This window comes from Daejeonella sp. JGW-45, assembly GCF_029360805.1.
GTDB lineage: Bacteria > Bacteroidota > Bacteroidia > Sphingobacteriales > Sphingobacteriaceae > Daejeonella.
Genome location: NZ_JARKNC010000003.1, coordinates 274,229 through 293,077 on the forward strand (window position 1 = coordinate 274,229; position 18,849 = coordinate 293,077).

Sequence of the window (18,849 nt, forward strand, 5' to 3'; positions counted from 1 at the left end):
TGACTGCTTTGGCAACAAAGATCTATCTTCTCTTCTTTGAAGCAGCTTTACCCGGGAGCGTCAATTTCCAGATACTGCCCTGCACATTTCCATATTCAATGATATACAATTCATTCCCCACAAGAACCGCGTCCGTCGGGTTATTAAAAGTATCAACTATCCTTGTTGTCTTAACCAGGTAATTATCTGCCAGAGGATTGTAAGTCATCTGCAGATGCAGGAGATCCCTGCCCTGATCAGTAAAAGGCTTCATCATACTTGACCTGGCACCAAGCGAATTTCTCAGAACAAAACCACTGCCTTTAAATTCCCCGCTAAGGGCACCCTTACGGTCAAATACCAAACCCAGGGGTGAGCTGTGCGGAGTGAACGTACTGGTAGTCACACCTGTATTATCACCATCGAGTACCTTCCCGGTATGCCCACGGTATTCATTTGCGTCAGGTCCTACGTTCTGGATACCTGCTGTAAATTTAACCCCTTCAGGGATTTTAGGGAACTCCGGATCAGTACGAAAATATTTAACCGCCCAGGCATGCGCACTTCTTGGAATGAAAGGATCTGTGTCCGGGTTTGGCTTCCAGTCGGGATACTGCTGAGGATTTTCAATCCCGCCCATTACCCATGGAAAACCATAATGATGTCCTTCGCGGACCCAAAACATGTCTTCATTATGGTCATAATCCGATGAGTTAACTACAGCGAACAACTTGTCAGAGGCATCAAAAGCAATATCATAGGCATTTCTTATGCCTTCCGCATAGATAAATCCTCCGGCCTTAAGCTTCGCCAGGTCATCCTGTAATTCCAGATCTTTTGCATCCGCCGGAATTCTGAAAATCTTAGCAGTCAACGCATTGTCGCGGGCATTTGGATATGCTCCCCTGTTGTCCTGCACCTCTCCATGATCTGTTCTTGCACCGGTATTGGCATAGATATATTTTCCATCCGGGCTCACCTCAAGTGCATTCCAGCCGTGATCGAACGTAGTGGCGTTTGTTCCGTATTCTACTGTATTAAAAACAACGGTCATTTCAGGCTTACCGGATGGTTTTATATTGTACCGTACCATCCTGCCCTTATTTCCCTTACCGTTATTAACACTCACGTTGCCGCACAAGAACAGGTTGTTACCCGAAAAAATGGCCCCCTGCAGGCGGCCAATACCATGATCCGCAGCGCTTAGTACCTGCTCCGGCACCGGGTTTCCGCCCGAGGTATTAACTTTAAAAACCCCACCATCAAAGGTGGTATAAAAAAAATCGCCGGTGAGCGGGTGTACGAGTAAACGAACAGCTTTAGCACCGACGGTCATATATTTTTCCACTTTTATATCCTGCCTCAGGGCCACGGGGGTTGTCTCAACCGCCGGACGCCTTGCTGTCCTTACGGGAGTATCCTGGGCCGATGACACCAAAGGGATTAAGATCGCCGGGATGGCGAGAGAATATCGTATTAACGAGCGTATCATGTAAGTGTATAAATTATTGTTGTTTTCCAAATTCCTTCAGGTAAGCTATCAGTTCCCATCTTTGCTCCTCCTTCAGAATTTCCTTAAAAGGGGGCATGTTACCTTTTCCATTCGTTAGTTTCCAGAATATAGCACCGTCCTTTTGCTTTATAAATTTCGGATCGTGGAAATTTGCCGGCTTCACTCCCATAGCGCCACCCGCAGCTCCGTCACCGTAGCCGGTTTCTCCATGGCAGGCAAAACAATATAAATTATATAATTCCTCTCCCCTGGAAATAATTTCAGCAGAGGTACCAATTGGGTTTTTAATTGTGTCGGCCCAGGCCGGCGCCTTGAATGGTTCCTGCGCTACAGTGTCTGCTAAATCTGGTGAATAACCAGCCTGGGAATTTGCATTGTTATAGTTTGTTGAAGCGGATAATATAAAAATACCCACAGTACCTAACATCAGAACCCCGTAAAATCTTATCTTCTTCATTTGAATATTATTTACCAATAGCTTAGCCGGAATCCGTCTAAATCATGCATTGTAAGCTAATTGATGATTGTCCCGAACCGGGAAGCAGTAAAAAATTTGTAAGAAGGTTACAGCATAGTGAAAAATCACAACAGCCGTAACCTTAAACTGTAAAACCGATACTTCGGCTCTGTTTTTTATTAGATATAAGCGATGGCGTCCATCTCTACCAGCGAATCGCCCGGTACACCGCCTTTAGCGACAGCTACAGTTGTACGAACCGGTGGTTTTGCTCCGAAACGGCCTTTGTAAACCTCGTTCATGCCCTTGTAATCAGCAATATCATTAAGATATACCGTTACTTTTAAAACCTTCTGCATTGATGAACCGGCTCTTATAAGCTCCTTTTCAAGCTCTTTCAAAACTATCTCCGTATGAGACTTGATATCGAATGGATCGGTATGAGCACCCTTTCCTGCGATGTAAACCAAGCCGTTATGAATCGTATGACCGGCAAATAATTGCTGGCCGGCATAGTCAGTGATGTTTCCGGCTACCTTTTCCGGAGCGGAATCAAGAACTTTTGCATTAGCCACCGCTCCAAGGCCTGTAACACCCACAACAGAGGCAAATAACTTTTTTAATACTGATCTTCTTTGTGTTTTCATTTTCTTATTTGTTGGTTGTTGATTATTTCTTCTTTTGCATTGCCCATTCGCGGCCCGGCCTGTCAACCCGGAAACTCTCAAGGTTGCCCTTATCCTGCAAAGTAACGTACATCGTGCGGCCATCAGGTCCGCCAAAAGCTACATTACTTGCCAATTTGCCTATCAGAGTAATTTCCTGTACGAGCTTTCCTTCTGGCGAGAGCTTTGCAACCGTACCTTTACCATGTCTTGAGATGTACAGGTTTCCGTCAATATCGCACCTCATTCCGTCCATACCGAAATCCGCGAATTCATGAAATAAACGCTTATTGCTTACATTTCCTTCCGGGGAGAGGTCGTAAACCCATACCTTACGCTGAACAGACTCGTTTACATAAAGCAATTTATTATCAGGGCTCACCTCGATCCCGTTTGCAGTCCCCATGCTGTCAAGCAATACAGACGAGCCATTGGTGTCAATACGCCAGATCCGGCCATTACCAGCTTTCCAGTTTGGGTCGCTTGCATATAGCCTGTCTTTATTATCGATCGCAATATCATTAGGCTGGCTCATATTGGCGTTATGCGCAAAAACGGTGATTTCCTTGGTTTGCATATTAACCTTAAGGATATTGTGTTTCGTATAATCAGCAATTAGCATATCGCCTTTGCTGTCGAAGCGAATGCCGTTTCCGATACTCCCTGCCGGTAATTCCACAAATAAACTCGCCTTACCTTCAGGCGTCACCTGACCGATTGTACCCGGGCCACCGAAATTAACCGCGTAGACCGTGCCGGCAGCACTAACTGCAGGCCCTTCAACGCCCTTCGGAAAGCTCTTCTCAGGCGTAAACGTTGATGATTTAAACATTTCAGATTTTGGGATTTGTGCCTGGCATGCCACAAAAAGAGGTAACAAGCCAAGTGCTAAACCGGCAGCCTTAGCTGACAGTCTGTTCTGTAGAAAACGGTTCATTTTCACGGTCATCAGAGAATAAAATACTTTTAAAAAACAGGCGTAAAAAGCCAGTTTATATATATTTTAACGCAATATATGACTCTTAGATGTCATGAGCAATTCCATAGTAATTATGTTACACTTTTTTCATTGGAAACGTGGTAGGTGAACGGTAATCGGTGATCGGTAATCGGTGCTCGGTAATCAGTGATCAGTAATCGGTAATCGGTAGTTACTAGTAAAAGACTCGTTAATGATTGCTGAGCGCAGCACCGATTACTGATCATTGAGTGAAGTACTGATTACTGAGCGCAGCACCGATTACTGATCATTACTGAGCACAGCACCGATCACTGATCACTAAGCGCAGCACCGATCACTAATTACCAAGCGTAGCACCGATCACCATACACGTCACTGATTAACCGGTATCTCATATCAAATAACCGGCATATCAACTTTTTTCCAGAAGATTTCTGGTAAATTTCCTAATGGAATACGTAAAAAATTTCGGGGATTTACATGTATACAAGTTATCACGAGATATCTCTAAGATAATCTTTGAGACTTCAAAAACATTTCCGAGAGAGGAGACTTACTCGCTAACGGATCAGATTCGAAGATCTTCGAGATCTGTTGGCGCTCAAATTGCAGAATCCTGGGCGAAAAGGAAATATGAAAGACATTTTATAAGCAAACTAACTGATGCAGATGGAGAACAAATGGAAACTCAACATTGGCTGGAGGTAGCACGAGATTGTTCCTATATTTCGCCTGATCTTGCCCAAGATCTTCTCGATCAATGTCGCCATGTTGGCAAAATGCTAAACTCAATGATCGCTAAATCAGCAGTTTTCTGTCAAACGGTGAGGAGGTGATCGGTAATCAGTAATCAGTAAGTGGTAATCAGTGAGTGGTAATCGGTAAGTGGTAATCGGTATTCGGTGATCAGTATAATCAGTGATTAGTAGTGAGTAATAAAAGACTCATTACCAAGCACGCACCAATTACTGTGCACACTACTGATCACTGATTACTGATTACCAGTCATGGAGCGAAGCACTGATTACTGAGCGAAGCACTGATCACTGATCACTGATTAACTAGTAACCGAGCGCAGCACCGATTACTGAGCGAAGCACTGATTACTTCAAAGACAACACATATTTAACCATCGCCTTCGCGTCATCGTCAGACAGCGCAGGGTGTGGTGACATTGGAATGGCTCCCCATACACCGCTTCCACCTTTTTTGATTTTTTCAACAAGCTGGTTTACAGTGGAGGCATTGTTTGGATATTTATTCGCCACGTCTTTATAAGATGGTCCGAGCACTTTGACATCGACTTTATGACAGGCAAAACAATCTGACTTCGCTATCAAAGCTTCTCCCCTTTTTATTTCAGCATCGTCATTCGCTGAAGCTGCCGGTTTAGCCGGTGCGGCAGCGGGAGCTTTAGTTGTAGTTGCTGCTGTTGCCGGGCTTGCCGGTGCGGTAGTTGTAGTAACTGCAGTATCAGCCGTTGCGCTTGCAGGCGCAGCAGTGGCTGCTGCAGCAGCAGCAGGAGCTGCAGAAGGTGCTGCCGGTGCGAACCCATCGTTACTGTTATAAGCACTTCCGGAAGCCGTAGAATCTGCGGATGTTGATGCAATACCGCGTTCATTCGACGAATCACCGCATGCTAAAAAAAGGGCACACATACCCAGAATAAATAGTTGTTTCATTTTAGTAAGAGAATATATAGTAAGACGTTGTATAACGCAATTTTATACAAAATATTCGAATTTCAGATTAAATAAAGAACCTTTGACCGATTTTTAGGAATAATCAGAGGCTCCACCAGGACAAAGCAGCTGAGCGATGATAATATTCCAAGGCTCCTACTGCTTCAATTGAGCTTATTAAAGACGAAGTTACCTATCTTCTCTCCTTCCTTAAGACCCTCATCCATAGCTTCGCGATAATGTATACCGCCGTATATACGACTAATAGCTGCTTCCCGGGCGGCATGATTTACGCTTGCAAATTTCCTGTCCGGCCAGCCCCAGCGTCTTTCCGTTGAATCGGTAAAAGCAGTGTTCTTTCCGAAGATATTAGTTAAAACTGTTGCCGAAGCGTTTGATATTATAGAATGCCCGCTAGTGTACTCGGGAAAGGGTGGTGTTTGAAGATATGGTTTCCAGTTTTCGTCAAGATACAAATTGATATAGGTTTCAGGTCTTAACAGCGAGTAAGTGAATTTTGTATTCCAGCAGGCAATAAAAGAATCCATAATGGCAATTGAGACACCGGCATAACTAAATACGGTTTTGTCAAAATCGGCCTTTTGATTTTTGCATACTATACCAGTTATGCCCATCCAGTGACCTCCCGGTGTCATAGCTTTTGTGGCAAACATCACATGTCCGGATACATTCATTTTAAACCCATTACAATCCCAGAAGTCAGCTATTGCCTTTTGCTCATCGGTCAGATTTACTCCCAGGTCGTATACTTCCGAAGCAAGTTTGTGAAACTTGCTATCCTTTTCCTTGCTAAAGGGAGCGGGTGGAAGCGGCAGGAACTGACTGGCAGAATCTATCATGACCGGACGCAGCTTCATCCAGTTTGGTTCTATTGCTGACATATAACCAGGGGGAGTTGGCACCCACCTGCTTTCATCATTATTAACAGTATACTTTACGGCTGACCGGGTTTGTTTGTAATTGTCTTTTTTACTCCAATCCATAACAGCTTTGCTAGATCCCTGGGCATAATTCCGGGAGTTTTCTATAATTTCGGCTGGCATTCCATTCGATTCCGCCAGGTGGATAAGCCCATCAATTATTTTCTGGGTGGAATCCTTCGAAAAGGTCAGTTCCTGCCCCACGTACATGAACGCCAAAAGAGAAGCAAGCTCGATATTAACCGGCTTTTCAGGCTTTGCAAGTTTATTGAATCCAGCTAGTTTTTTGCTAAGCGATCTATATTTTACAGACTTTGATGCCATAACCTCATAAGCTGCCAGATTACTGTAGGCATAGATCCTGCTGGCCACCGGTGGAGAAAAAACATCATACGTGATCACATCTGTTAATGAGCCTACGGTCTGTGAATACAGCTCAGGATTCTTGAAAACTGTTTCATAATCCTTGTCTTCGGAACACGAACTTGCCAGGAATAGAATGCAAATTATAACTACGTATATCTTCTTCATATCGGGAACGTCGATTAGTCTTATCTGTCTAAGTAAATTAATTTATTATCACATCAATATTAACGCATTTTCAGGTAGCTAGAGGCGGGCCTCCCGGTACGGAAACTTTTCGGCGGACCGCCTTGCTTTTTTCCCGGGTTGCTGTAAATTTAGCCGTGCGATATTCGCCCAAATGAATGTCACCTGTAATAGAATCACCGCTCACTGTTCCTGAGAAATAGAAAGTGATGCTATTTCCCGGCATTTCTGCAACGCTTTTAAGCTTCACCTGGTTACCTTCTATAGTACCTGCTATAAGCCTCTCATGAAACTCGCTCTTATGCGTACCATTTACCCAGTTGCCATCTTGAATAAGAGTAAAAATATGCTGATCCATACTGCTGAAAAACTTAATTCCAACTTTCCATGTTCCGCTTAAATTACCCGAAGGACTATTCATGGTTTCTGATTTTGGGCTACGCTTACGCGACAAGACCTCATAAAGACGGTCAGCCACCAAACGATCCTCCCCTTCTTTCATGTGCCCGGCGGTAATATCAATTGATGTTGTGCCATCTGGATGATCGGCATCACCTACGGCAACTCTCGGCTTATTTCTTCCTACCTCTTCTGCTATTTCATTGCCATTAACATTTAATTTTGCCGGATCCCAGCTAATTTTCAAGACCGGGTACTTATTGGACAGTGCTGTTGGTTCGATGATCAATGTTTTAACACCATTTATAGTCAGCATCTTCTTAGAAATAGTGTCCAGCCAGGATAACCATCTCTTCCATTCTGCCTCATGATCTCTTTTCGCCCAGCTTTCTACAGCCGCCAGCATTCCCATCATTTCTTCGCGGCCAACTTTATTATCTCTTCCGGGCCCGTGGTGCGGAGAACTAGCCTGCCATGCAGACATAAGTATATCTTTATTACCAAGCATTAAGCCCGCACATTGAGGCCCTCGTATAGCTTTACCTCCTGAGTAGGCCACTACGTCTGCTCCTCTTTTTAAATGGACCGGGGGAATTGTCAAATGCTCCGCGGCGGCATCGATAAGCACAGGGATATTCGCAGGTTTGGCGATCTTTGATATGACCTCCAGAGAGAACGGCTGCCCGGTAAAGGAACCCTCTACTGCATTGACATAAATCATCGCCGTTTTTGAGTTAATTGCCTTTTTCAGTTCCTCCGGCGATGAAACGTGGACGATTTTCACTCCGATATTCCGGACAGCATGATCATATACATTTCGGGAATACTCAGGAATAATCACTTCGGTTTTTTCCAAACCCGTAAGATCAGGAATACGAATCAGCTTTTCCGGATTACCCCCGGTTACGCAGGCTGCTGTTATATGCTTTAACCCGGCTGCACAACCGGCAGAAACCATAGCCCATTCCGCGCCGGTAATTTCGGCCAGCCTCTTGCTTATCCCGTCAGCGAGTTCATCATACTGAACAAAATTCTGTGAGGCTGCCTCCATTGCTTCTCTTACCTGGGGGAGCTCTAATGATCCGCCAAGAATAGTGAAAGCACCGCGGCAATTAATAATGGGTTCAACGCCAATTGAACGGAAAATATTTAATTCTGAAGAAGCAACAGATGGACCCGGAATTTGCGAAACCAGGGATCCCTTATCAGAAAGAATGGGTCCTGCTAATGATTGTTTAGGAAGCATGCTTCCGGTTAAAGGCAGGAGAGCTAAACCTTTAAGAACATTTCTACGTTTCATGTATTATTTTTTTGGGCTTTATATAATGAGTAGCTTAAATTATCAAATGTCATGGAATCCGGCATTGTCAATTAACCTTTACAGACCTTAGTTTCGAGTCATTTATTCCCATGATGATCTGGTGAGAATTCTGAGATTTATTAGAGACCATTTGCATACTTCTTACATTACCACGAATATTCAAGCCGCTTTTCCATTGAGGTACGTATTCAAATTCGCCTTTACCTTTACCCATTATCATCGTGCCGTTACTTCCAGTGAATTGACCGAATTTGATCCGTGTCCAGGAATTATTACCTGCTAATACCAGATCTTTTTTGCCATCTCCATTAGCGTCAAATGATGCAATTGCATACACAGGAGCATATTGTGCTTCAACGGGAAGCTTCTTCAGTGTAAAACCCTTTCCTGTATTCTCCAAATAAACGGTTTCAAGAATTTCTGATTTCAGCACTTTTGCATCCTTTAACTGCTCAGGCGTAAATAAGTCGGTAATAGTCGCTGTTGAATACTTATGATACTCCAGGAATTTCTTTTTCAGGCCTGGAAGCTGGTCTGTTATATCGTCCCTCGAAGCCGCCGGATAGGATGCGCCTCCATTGTAATAGCAGAAAATGGGATCTACAGAACCGTTTTCATCAAAATCTTTGAAATACAACTGTAAAGGTTCCTTCTCGCTCGCCCGGAATTGAGCATTTGTTCCGAGATTTCCAATGATCAGGTCTTTGTCGCCGTCGCCATCCATGTCATCCGCATGAATTTTATTCCACCAGCCGGTTGAAGCGAACTTAATATATGCTGACGAAGCGTCTGTAAGTTTGCCATTTTTATTCAAAAAGACTTTTACTGGCATCCATTCTCCCACCACTACCAGATCTTCTGTCTTATCATTGTCCACATCGATCCATAATGCATCCGTTACCATGCCTATATTCTTTATCGCCGGTGCGATCTTATTTGTCGCATCCGTATAATTTCCTTTGCCATCATTAATCAGGATCTTGCTCTCCGGCGTAGTTGGATACATCCCCGGGACCAAACGTCCCCCAACGAAAATATCTATATCACCATCTGCATCGATATCAGCAGATTTCACACTTCCTGTACTGATCAGCATTTTTGGCAGACTTGTTTTGCTCGCCGAAAAACCTCCTTTGCCGTCATTTATATAGATCCTGTCCTGCAAAAGAATATCATCCTTACCAAATTCATATCCGCCGCTGGCTACATATAAATCTTTATCGCCGTCGCCGTCTACATCCAAAAATTCAGCGGCCGTATCTTCATACTGAGAATCGGCTGTAATTGCTGCCGATGGTTTAGCAGAAAAGCTCCCGATCGCTGTTTGCAGATAAACAGCTCCGGATTGCCCCGCTGCACCACCTACGAATATGTCATCCAGCCCGTCATGATTCAAATCTGCCTTTACTATACACGGCCCTTGTCTTGACAGGTAGTTAGGCAGCAGGGTCTGAACTGTAAAATCATTAAACTGATTTTCTATGTGAGTATAGTTTATAGTATTGGTGTTGGTGAAATATCTACCCGAAATAGATGCCGGAACGAATTTATCGCTCTGCCCGGCATCCTTCAAATCCAGCGAGACTGTCTGGTTTACTTTAAGATTCCTTAACTTTTGAGTCTGATCATTTGGCCAGACTATTAAAATAGAATCAATAAGGTTGTTTTTTCCTACGCCAAAATTTAATACCGGATCTACAGAAGATTGAAACCCACGCACAGGGATCTGCTCCTGGTAATATTTTTTATCCTTACAATATACCGTCACCTTAGATCCGATACCATAGGAATTCAGGGGATCACCTTTTAGCTTGATCTTAATGTAATTGTTTTTTCCAATCGTTTCACTATTATTCTTGTAGATGCCTGCGTAATCATTTGTATTGCTGACTATCAGGTCCATATCGCCATCGTTGTCTAGATCAGCATACGCAGCACCTGCCGATATGCCTTCCTTGCTTAAGCCCCATTCAGAGTTCTTTTTTTCAAACCTGTCATTCCCCGTATTACGGAAAATGTAATTAGGGGTAACGATAGTCGGCATTTTTTCAATAAAGTCTTTCACCGCGACCTCCTTTCCCTCCTGCCTTGCACGAATGGTTTGATCCATTGTGTATCTTAGGAAGTCCATGTCAGTATAGTCCTTAACGTAACCATTCGTAACAAAGAGATCCTTATTGCCATCGTTATCGTAATCTGAAAACAAAGCAGCCCAGCTCCAGTCTGTGTTAGATATTCCGGCTAACTGGCCTATCTCAGAAAATGTGCCGTCCCCGTTATTTTTTTGCAGCATATTTCGACTGAACTGGTAATAAAAGCCTTTTTGGAAAAGAAATTGCATCTTATCAAAATTTTCGGCACCTGAATGCATCTTTTGTGTCTGATTATCTTCAGGAAGCATATCCAGGGTAACAAGGTCTGGTAAAGCGTCGTTATTATAATCTGCAACGTCAGATCCCATAGAATACATCGATACCAGGCTCATACTTTCGGCGAGCTTATCAGTAAATGTACCATTGCCATTATTAATGAACAGGTAATCAGGTTCATTAAAATCATTGGACACGTAGATATCCGGCCAGTTATCATTATTGACATCAGATATAGCAAGACCTAACCCAAAGGTGAGAACGTTAGAAGTTATTCCAGCTTTAGCACTGATATCGGTATAATAGCCATTATTATTTTGATATAGCTTATTAGCAAAATCCGGATTCTGCTGCTTTCTCAACTGAACATTCTCCTGCACACCCGTGGTGTATTTTTGCAGGGAGTGGTTAATAAGAAACATATCCAGGTCCCCGTCTTTATCATAATCAAAAAAAGAGGCCTGAGTGGAATAACCATGATCAGCAAGGCCATATTCTTCGGCTTTTTCCGTAAACGTCAGATCACCATTATTGATAAATAGCAAGTTCTTCCTTCTTTCAGGATCAATGTCTGCCGAGCGACAAATATAAATGTCGAGAAAACCGTCCGCGTTAATATCAATCATTGTTGCACCAGTACACCACCCCTGCATACTGGCTATACCGCTTTTATCAGTTATATTTTCAAACTCAAAATTTCCTTTGTTGATATACAGACGATTTCTAACCATGTTACCGGTAAAAAGCAAATCCTGAAGCCCATCATTATTAATATCACCAACTGCGACACCGGCGCCGTTATAGAAGTATGAATAGTTCATTACATTCAGTTCATCACTCTCACGAAGCTTATTCGAGTAGTCAATCCCCGTATCATCTTCGTCCAATAAGGTAAAAAGTGTATCATTTTTACTGGCGCAGCCACTCAATGCAAGACTCAAAAGAGCAGCAGCATAAATTTTTTTTAGCATGTTAACGTATTTTATCAGGCACGGATCATTGAAAATTATTTCTGTCAATTGTACAGCATAAAATTCTGAATTATAAGTATTTCAGAATAAAAAACTTTGATAGGAAGGAATAATAGGTCCCAGTCAAAAATTACTGTGCGTTCACAGTGAACCATTAAATATAAAAAATATCTGGGTAAAGAATATCTTTTGAGAACATAATATTCAGAATATTATTGCAAATGATCCCAGGTTCTATCTCATAGGTAAAATACCAGATAAACGGTTATTTTAAACTATTGTCAATAAAAAAGGCCTCCCTGAAATTCAGGAAGGCCTTCACTTTCGATATTATAATTGATTATTTATTCCACCATAAACGGGTAGCTTCATTATCAGGACCACCAAGTTTTGCAACTCCGGTTGCAACACCACCCGGGTTTGTCTGGCTTTCGCCAATAGTGTACGGTACACGACGAATAACCTGATCCTTGGTTACAACTGCACTCTCAGAGTTCATTACAGGGTATAACTTAGGGAAACCGGTACGGCGATATTCAGCCCATGCCTCTACTCCATTGGGCCACAAAGCAAGCCATTTCTGAGTGTGGATCTGCTCCAATTGTCTTGCAGCGTTTGTAGTCCAGGCAACCGGAAGGTCGGTTAATGCAGGTGAAACTACAGCGCCTGTTACAGCGATAGGAGTTTTCGTGCTCGCAGTGTATGCAGCTATTGCAGCCGGATCTGAGATACCCCATTGTTTCAGGGAAGTCTCGATACCTTTCTCATAGAAAGATTTGGCAGTACCAGCGCCCATGTTCCATCCTTTCAATACGCCCTCTGCTCTCAGGAACCAGCTTTCTGCAGCCATCATAACCTCAAATGGATTGGTATTCTGATTTGCTGGTAAAAACCTGTCAGCTACGTTTGACAATTTTGTATTTTGATTCTCTGGCAAACCTAACTGTACCTGAGTATATCCGTTACGGATACCCTTAAAGGTTGCAGTTGTTCCCTCAATAGGAGCATAAAACTTAGAAAGACGCGGATCTTCGTAACCCGTTAACACGGATTCCATTGCAGCGCTCATACGGAACTCATTCCATGCCGTTGCCTGATTGAAACTGTTGATGTTATTGGCAGTAGTTTTCAGGTAAGCATCGTGAGCATTGGTTTCCATAACACCACCGGCTATCGCAGCCTCAGCATTTGTCTTTGCCAATGCAGGCTCTACTCCTGAGATACGGATAGCGATACGAAGGCGTAAAGAGTTAGCAAACCGTATCCACTTATCTACATCACCTGCAAAGATCAGATCATTAGTTCCAAGAAGATTTTTTCCCTTGTATGCCTGCAGGTCAGCAGTTGCTTTAGCCAACTGTACCAGGAAGTCCTTATAAATAACATCCTGAGCATCATAATCCACTTGCTTTAGGCCATTACCTACAGCTGAATAAGGAATTGGTCCCCAATAATCAGTCATTGGCTGAAAGATCTTAACTTTCCAGATATTGGCCATGGCGTAAATTCCAGGATTTTCAGCTACACCACCCGGTTTAGTGTTTTCCAACACCCCCAACAATGGATTTACACCATTATTGTAAAAGTTATTGAATGCACCATTCAACCAGTTACCAACCATTACGTAACGGTCAGAGTTGAAGTTCTGAGCGATATTGCCATAATACTGGGCGTATAAATCGCCAAATAAACTCTGAAAGGTCTGCCATGAAAACAGGATCCCCCTGTGCTGAGTGGCTGCGAATGCATTACCAACAGCTGATGCGTCAAGCTCTGTTAACCTGGTTTTATCAGTATTGTATTCCTCAAACTTGTCGGTACAAGAAGAAATACCAATAGCTGTAACCAGGACCAAGGTTGAAGCAACGATATATAATCTATATTTTTTCATAATTTATAATTTTTTAATAATTAAAACGATAAGTTTAAGTTTAAACCGATCTGGCGGGTTGTAGGCAGGGAGAATCCTTCCTGACCAACGGACGTGTTAGTAGAACCTGCTGTAGATTCAGGGTCGAAACCTTTGGCTTTATTTACGATGAAGAATAAGTTACGACCTACTAAAGAAACAGAAGCTGCCTGGAATGGAGCTTTGTTAAATAGATTTTTTGGTATTGAATAACTTAAAGAAGCTTCGCGTAAACGAACGTTTGTAGCGTCATAAGCCCAAACTTCACCTACCGGAGTATTACGTCCACCTACAAATTTCCAGTATGCCTCGGCAGTTGTCGGAACTGTATTAGCTGCTCCGGCTGCGGTTACACCAGGGAAGATCATAGAGCTTCTTCCAGCTAATGTTTCGGCTACCTGACCATCAGAGTAGATAATTGCATTCGTGAATGAAGTAACCGTACCACCAACACGGGCTGTAATTAAAGCGCTTAGGCTAAATCTCTTGAAGTTAAATGAATTGCTTATACCTCCGGTCCAGTCAGGACGTGAATTACCGATATCAACAGTAGTACCTGGGGTGATCAACGGTAAACCGTTTGGCCCCACTAATATACTTCCGCTGGCATTGCGTTGATAACCTCTGCTATACATCTGACCCAACGGTTGTCCTTCAACAGCACGCTGGAATACCATGAAATCCTGAGTTAAGTTCAAGGTTTTCAAAGTTGGAGACAACTCAACTAACTTATTAATGTTTCTGGCGAAGTTTACGTCAATATTCCAACGGAAATCATTTTTAGCAATAGGCGTTCCATTCAGGGTTAATTCAATACCCTTGTTGTTTACTAAACCAGCGTTAACATACTCTGAGCTCCATCCTGAAGCAGGAGGAAGAGAAACAGTAAATAATTGGTTTTTAGAATCAGAATTATAGAAACCTAAATCAAATCCAAAACGATCGTTAAAGAATTTAGCTTCTAAACCAATCTCCATTGCCGTTGTTAATTCAGGCTTCAATTCAGGGAATGGTTTTACACCATTTCTGCTAATGAAACCGCCGTTACCGCCAGCCGCAAAGTTATATAACTGGGTTGTAAGGAATGCAGCAGCATCGTTACCGGTAGTTGCATAAGAACCTCTCAGCTTAGCAAACGAAACTGCACTTGGTAAAGTGAAGATGTTGGAAAGTATTGCTGAAAAACCTCCTGAACCAAACAGATAAGACTGGTTTTGTTTCGGCAAGGTAGATGACCAGTCATTACGAACTGAACCAGAGATTGTAATTGCATTTTTGTAAGTGAAATCGGCAGTTGCAAAAACACCTTGTTTTTCTGTGGCAACAAATGAGTAACCATCTGTTGGACCACGACCATTGGATGGAATAAATAAGTTATCCCTGTTTAGTCCATTAGTATTGGTTGAACGGAATGTCCTGTCAACGTGCTGAAGACTCGCACCGAAAGTTGCATCAACAGTCAGATCTTCCAGAATGTTCTTTTTGTAGATACCAATGAAGTCAAAGTTAGTTTCAGTAACGTCCCTGTTTTCAGTTACGTAGTTACCAAAATCAGCGATAGTATAGGTATTGTTGTACCATTTACCCTCGAAAGCATCAATTGTTTTATCAATACCTACACGTCCCATTAAACTCAATCCGGGAGTAACCTGGTAAGTTAATGATCCAAAACCCATAACGCGATCCCTGATGTCATCAGAAATGATACGGTTTTTAGTCCAGAACGGATTTTCACCGCCATTAGATCCAGGATTCCAATAGTTCTGCATTAATTTACCTGTTGAAGGGTCAATGTAATCGAATTTTTTAGCCTGTTCCAAAGAGATGTTACGTGGAATACGTAAGATGTGACGCTGGTTATTCTGGTAGGCCTCACCCGTGTATTGCCTGTTGTCAATATCTTGTTTAAGATAAGTAACTTTCGAATCGTAAGATATTTTAGGGCTTACTTTTCCGGTAATACGCAGGTTAAGATTGTTTCTAACCAACTTGTTATTGTCAATGATACCGGTCGCATCTACCCTGGTGTATGCGAAATAAGTCTGAGCTTTTTCGTTACCGCCTGTGAATGCTAAAGTATTTGACAATTGCTTTCCTGTAGAATAGAAATCCCTGTAGTTATTCGGCTGAGGAGTCATGTTATAGGTTTTACCAGCATCTGCAGGATCATTTCCCCACAAAGCTACTGACTGGCCTGTCATTTTCGGACCCCATGAGCCTTCCTGAGCTCTGTTATAAACTCCAGCGGCACCCTGACCATACTCATTCTGGAAGTCATAAAGCTCCATCATCTGCTCAATTTGAGAAGAGCTGTTGAAAGAAACCCCTGAACCTGCCTGCGCACTGCCTTTTTTGGTAGTGATCAATAACGCACCGTTTGCAGCACGTGAACCGTAAAGTGCAGTTGCAGAAGCTCCTCTCAGTACAGTCATAGACTCGATGTTATCAGGGTTGATGCTGGATAATCCATCACCACCATCACGGCCACCGTTACCGGTACCAGGACTGTAATTCGAGTTATCCATTGGAACACCATCGACAACGATCAATGCTCCGTTGTTACCTGTGATTGAACGGTCTCCTCTCAATACAACGCGGGTTGAACCGCCAAGACCTGAAGAAGTACCGGCAACATCAAGACCGGCAACACGGCCGATCAAAGATTTACCAACATTTAACTCTCTGGCTTTTTGGAAATTATCAGTATTGACCTTTTGAGTTGCATAACTCAGGACCCTCTGATCTTTTGTAATACCCAAAGCTGTAACAATTACTCCTTCAAGTAGCTTTGAATCAGATTCAAGACGAACATTTAAATTTGTCCGTCCGTTAACTGAAACAGTCTGACTTGTAAATCCAATGTAGGTAAAGACCAGTGATGCATTGGATGGTACAGAAATTGTAAAATTACCGCTTGCATCAGTACTTGTACCTTGGTTAGATCCACTCACTTTGACGCTTACGCCGGGAAGCGGCAGGTTGTCCGAGTCAGTAACCTTTCCGGTTACACTGACATTCTGCGCAAACGCATAGGTCTGGCAAAGTAGCAGTAACACGATTAGTTTGTAAATTTTTTTCATCATAAAACTTTTTTTGTGTTTAGGTATAAAAAACTATTTGTTTGCTCTAATTTTTACATAAAACTCATATTATCTTACATAAATATTAGGCATTCCTAAATTAAACATTTATTTAATTATGCCAAATATTTACAAAAGTCCCTGAATGTTCAGGCCTTTAACCTCGATCATGTTTGTATGTAATTGATTATAAATAAATTAATGAAACTTGTAAGAATAAAAATCCGCCACATTTTTTTATGCAGATCGCCGAAAATCGCTAACTGAATTTTTACAGTAACAATTTAACGACATATTTGCTATTGCGATCTTCAAAAACTGCGAGTTTTTATCGGCTGCGGCGCGCCGCCCGGATGCCGGATAATTGCTAATTATTTATATAAAAAAAACTGCGAAAACAAAAAAGCACCCCCTTTCAGGAGTGCTTTTTACAATACAAAATTTACCGGGAATTACTTCATCCAGTAAAATTTAATATCCGGTTCATCTTTTCCTTGAAGATACGCTGTAACAGCTGCATCATAAGCAGCTTTACTTGAACTTGCTACAAGGTTAGGATAAGTCAAACGCTTAATAAACGTTCCTTTTGGAAGTCTTGGGTTCGTAGGGAACGCAATTGCGTACTGTGCAGGGTATCCAGTTCTTCTGAACTCTGACCATGCTTCAGTTCCTTCAGGAAATAAAGCGATCCATTTTTGAGTGATGATCTTTTCGAGCTTATTGTCGAAACTACCCGCTTCATCCCATTTTACCGTATTGCTTGTTAATGGCTCGCTGTTTAATGAAGCGTTAGCAGGATCAACATACGCCGCCTGGGTTGAAGTGCTGTTCAGGTAAGCATCCACACCACCGGCACCATTTAATGTGAACGAAGCTCTTATCCCTTCTTCGTACAAAGATTGAGCAGTTCCGCCCACATTCCAACCTCTTAATGCACCCTCAGCTTTAAGGAAATAGCTTTCAGCGCCATCAACGATCTTTACAGGTGCAAACTCAGCAACCTTGAATGTAGAATAATTGATGTATGGTTTTTTATCAGCTGGTTTTTCAATTCCCGGTCTGATTCCTCTGAAGGTACCGGCTATTGGTGCATGCGTTGCAGGATTAGCATATACTGCTAAACGGCTGTCTTTGAAACCATCAAGGTACGTAATGATAGCTGCAGACATCCGGGTATCAGACCATGCATTTGTCATGGTGAAATAAGGATTCACTGCAGTTGCGGAAGCTGCAACCTGGAAAGAGCCAGTGGATAGGTCCATTACACCACCATTAGCAGGCAATAAAGCTTTGTCAGCCTCAGCCTTTCCTTTAGCAGGATCAACCACCGAAATACGCATTGCCATACGTAATCTGATGGTGTTTGCAAGCTTTACCCATTTCAGATAGTCACCCTTAAAAGTCGATCTGTCCCATTTCGCGAAACGCTTGGTATCAGCTGCCGGATCAGCTTTCTCTGCTGCCAAAAGTGCTGCAACAGCTTTTTCCAGGTCAGCAAAAATACCTGCATAAACTTCTGCAGGAGAGTCAAACTTAGGCTCTGCGGTGTTACCGAACTTAGAGTACGGGTAAGGGCCGAAAGTATCAGTAAGCCTTTGACCAGCCATCCCTTTAAGGATCAGACCGATGGCATACAGATCCGGATATTTTACATCATATCCTTTTTTCTGCATAGTCAACCAGTTGTTCATTACATTGTTTGTGCTGGCATCGTATGAACCTGCCCAGATACCTTTGGTTGAGTAGGTCATGGTATTTACATTACCGATGAAAGCTGTCGGAGCTTCAAGGTAACCTGCATATGACTCGGCCTGAAGATTCTGCTGGGTCTGAACACCCGTTCCTGTAACCACGATATTGTTCATCATGATTGGTAACAAAAACGCAGCCTCGGCACCGTCCTTGGCAAGGTCGGCATCAGAGATACGGCCTTTATCCACATTTAACCCCTCAAAGTCGTCCGTACATGCAGGAGCAGCAAGGGTTAACAAGCCCAGGCAAAGGAGCTTGAAATTGTTTTTATTAATATATTTCATCTTCATATTATATATGT

The 18,849-nt window shown here is 42.7% G+C and carries 12 protein-coding genes; 1 reads left to right on the forward strand and 11 read right to left on the reverse strand.

Features of this window, described 5'->3' with window-relative positions; genetic code table 11:
- Positions 1 to 22: 22 nt before the first annotated feature.
- The 4 genes from P2W76_RS06735 to P2W76_RS06750 form a co-directional block, all read right to left on the reverse strand.
- Entirely contained in the window at positions 23 to 1,471 is a 1,449-nt protein-coding gene (locus P2W76_RS06735; RefSeq protein ID WP_276346881.1) for a PQQ-dependent sugar dehydrogenase, read from the reverse strand.
- A 13-nt stretch (positions 1,472 to 1,484) separates the two neighbouring features.
- Positions 1,485 to 1,949: a cytochrome c gene (locus tag P2W76_RS06740; protein ID WP_276346882.1), complete on the reverse strand. Its 465-nt coding sequence runs from the start codon at positions 1,947 to 1,949 to the stop codon at positions 1,485 to 1,487.
- A 179-nt stretch (positions 1,950 to 2,128) separates the two neighbouring features.
- Positions 2,129 to 2,596, reverse strand: a complete 468-nt coding sequence (locus P2W76_RS06745; protein ID WP_276346883.1) for a RidA family protein — start codon at positions 2,594 to 2,596, stop codon at positions 2,129 to 2,131.
- A gap of 22 nt (positions 2,597 to 2,618) precedes the next feature.
- On the reverse strand, positions 2,619 to 3,551 hold the full coding sequence (locus P2W76_RS06750; RefSeq protein ID WP_276346884.1) for an SMP-30/gluconolactonase/LRE family protein: 933 nt from the start codon (positions 3,549 to 3,551) through the stop codon (positions 2,619 to 2,621).
- 473 nt (positions 3,552 to 4,024) lie between these two features.
- Between P2W76_RS06750 and P2W76_RS17905 the strand changes: the two genes are divergently transcribed.
- Positions 4,025 to 4,411, forward strand: coding sequence for a four helix bundle protein (locus P2W76_RS17905; RefSeq protein ID WP_346429824.1), 387 nt, complete (start codon positions 4,025 to 4,027; stop codon positions 4,409 to 4,411).
- 267 nt (positions 4,412 to 4,678) lie between these two features.
- Here P2W76_RS17905 and P2W76_RS06755 read toward each other — a convergent pair whose 3' ends face one another.
- The 7 genes from P2W76_RS06755 to P2W76_RS06785 form a co-directional block, all read right to left on the reverse strand.
- Positions 4,679 to 5,257, reverse strand: coding sequence for a c-type cytochrome (locus P2W76_RS06755; protein ID WP_276346885.1), 579 nt, complete (start codon positions 5,255 to 5,257; stop codon positions 4,679 to 4,681).
- A gap of 164 nt (positions 5,258 to 5,421) precedes the next feature.
- Complete coding sequence (locus tag P2W76_RS06760) at positions 5,422 to 6,729, reverse strand: vanadium-dependent haloperoxidase (RefSeq protein WP_276346887.1); 1,308 nt, start codon at positions 6,727 to 6,729, stop codon at positions 5,422 to 5,424.
- Between the two features lie 70 nt (positions 6,730 to 6,799).
- Entirely contained in the window at positions 6,800 to 8,446 is a 1,647-nt protein-coding gene (locus P2W76_RS06765; RefSeq protein WP_276346889.1) for an aminotransferase class V-fold PLP-dependent enzyme, read from the reverse strand.
- A gap of 67 nt (positions 8,447 to 8,513) precedes the next feature.
- Complete coding sequence (locus P2W76_RS06770; RefSeq protein ID WP_276346891.1) at positions 8,514 to 11,807, reverse strand: VCBS repeat-containing protein; 3,294 nt, start codon at positions 11,805 to 11,807, stop codon at positions 8,514 to 8,516.
- Between the two features lie 340 nt (positions 11,808 to 12,147).
- Positions 12,148 to 13,698 carry a SusD/RagB family nutrient-binding outer membrane lipoprotein gene (locus tag P2W76_RS06775; RefSeq protein ID WP_276346892.1) on the reverse strand — a complete coding sequence of 517 codons (1,551 nt, stop codon included), beginning with the start codon at positions 13,696 to 13,698 and terminating at the stop codon, positions 12,148 to 12,150.
- A 20-nt stretch (positions 13,699 to 13,718) separates the two neighbouring features.
- Positions 13,719 to 16,799 (reverse strand): SusC/RagA family TonB-linked outer membrane protein, encoded by a 3,081-nt coding sequence (locus P2W76_RS06780; RefSeq protein ID WP_276346893.1) that lies wholly within the window; start codon positions 16,797 to 16,799, stop codon positions 13,719 to 13,721.
- Positions 16,800 to 17,248: 449 nt separating this feature from the next.
- Positions 17,249 to 18,832, reverse strand: a complete 1,584-nt coding sequence (locus P2W76_RS06785) for a SusD/RagB family nutrient-binding outer membrane lipoprotein (RefSeq protein WP_276346895.1) — start codon at positions 18,830 to 18,832, stop codon at positions 17,249 to 17,251.
- Positions 18,833 to 18,849: the final 17 nt, after the last annotated feature.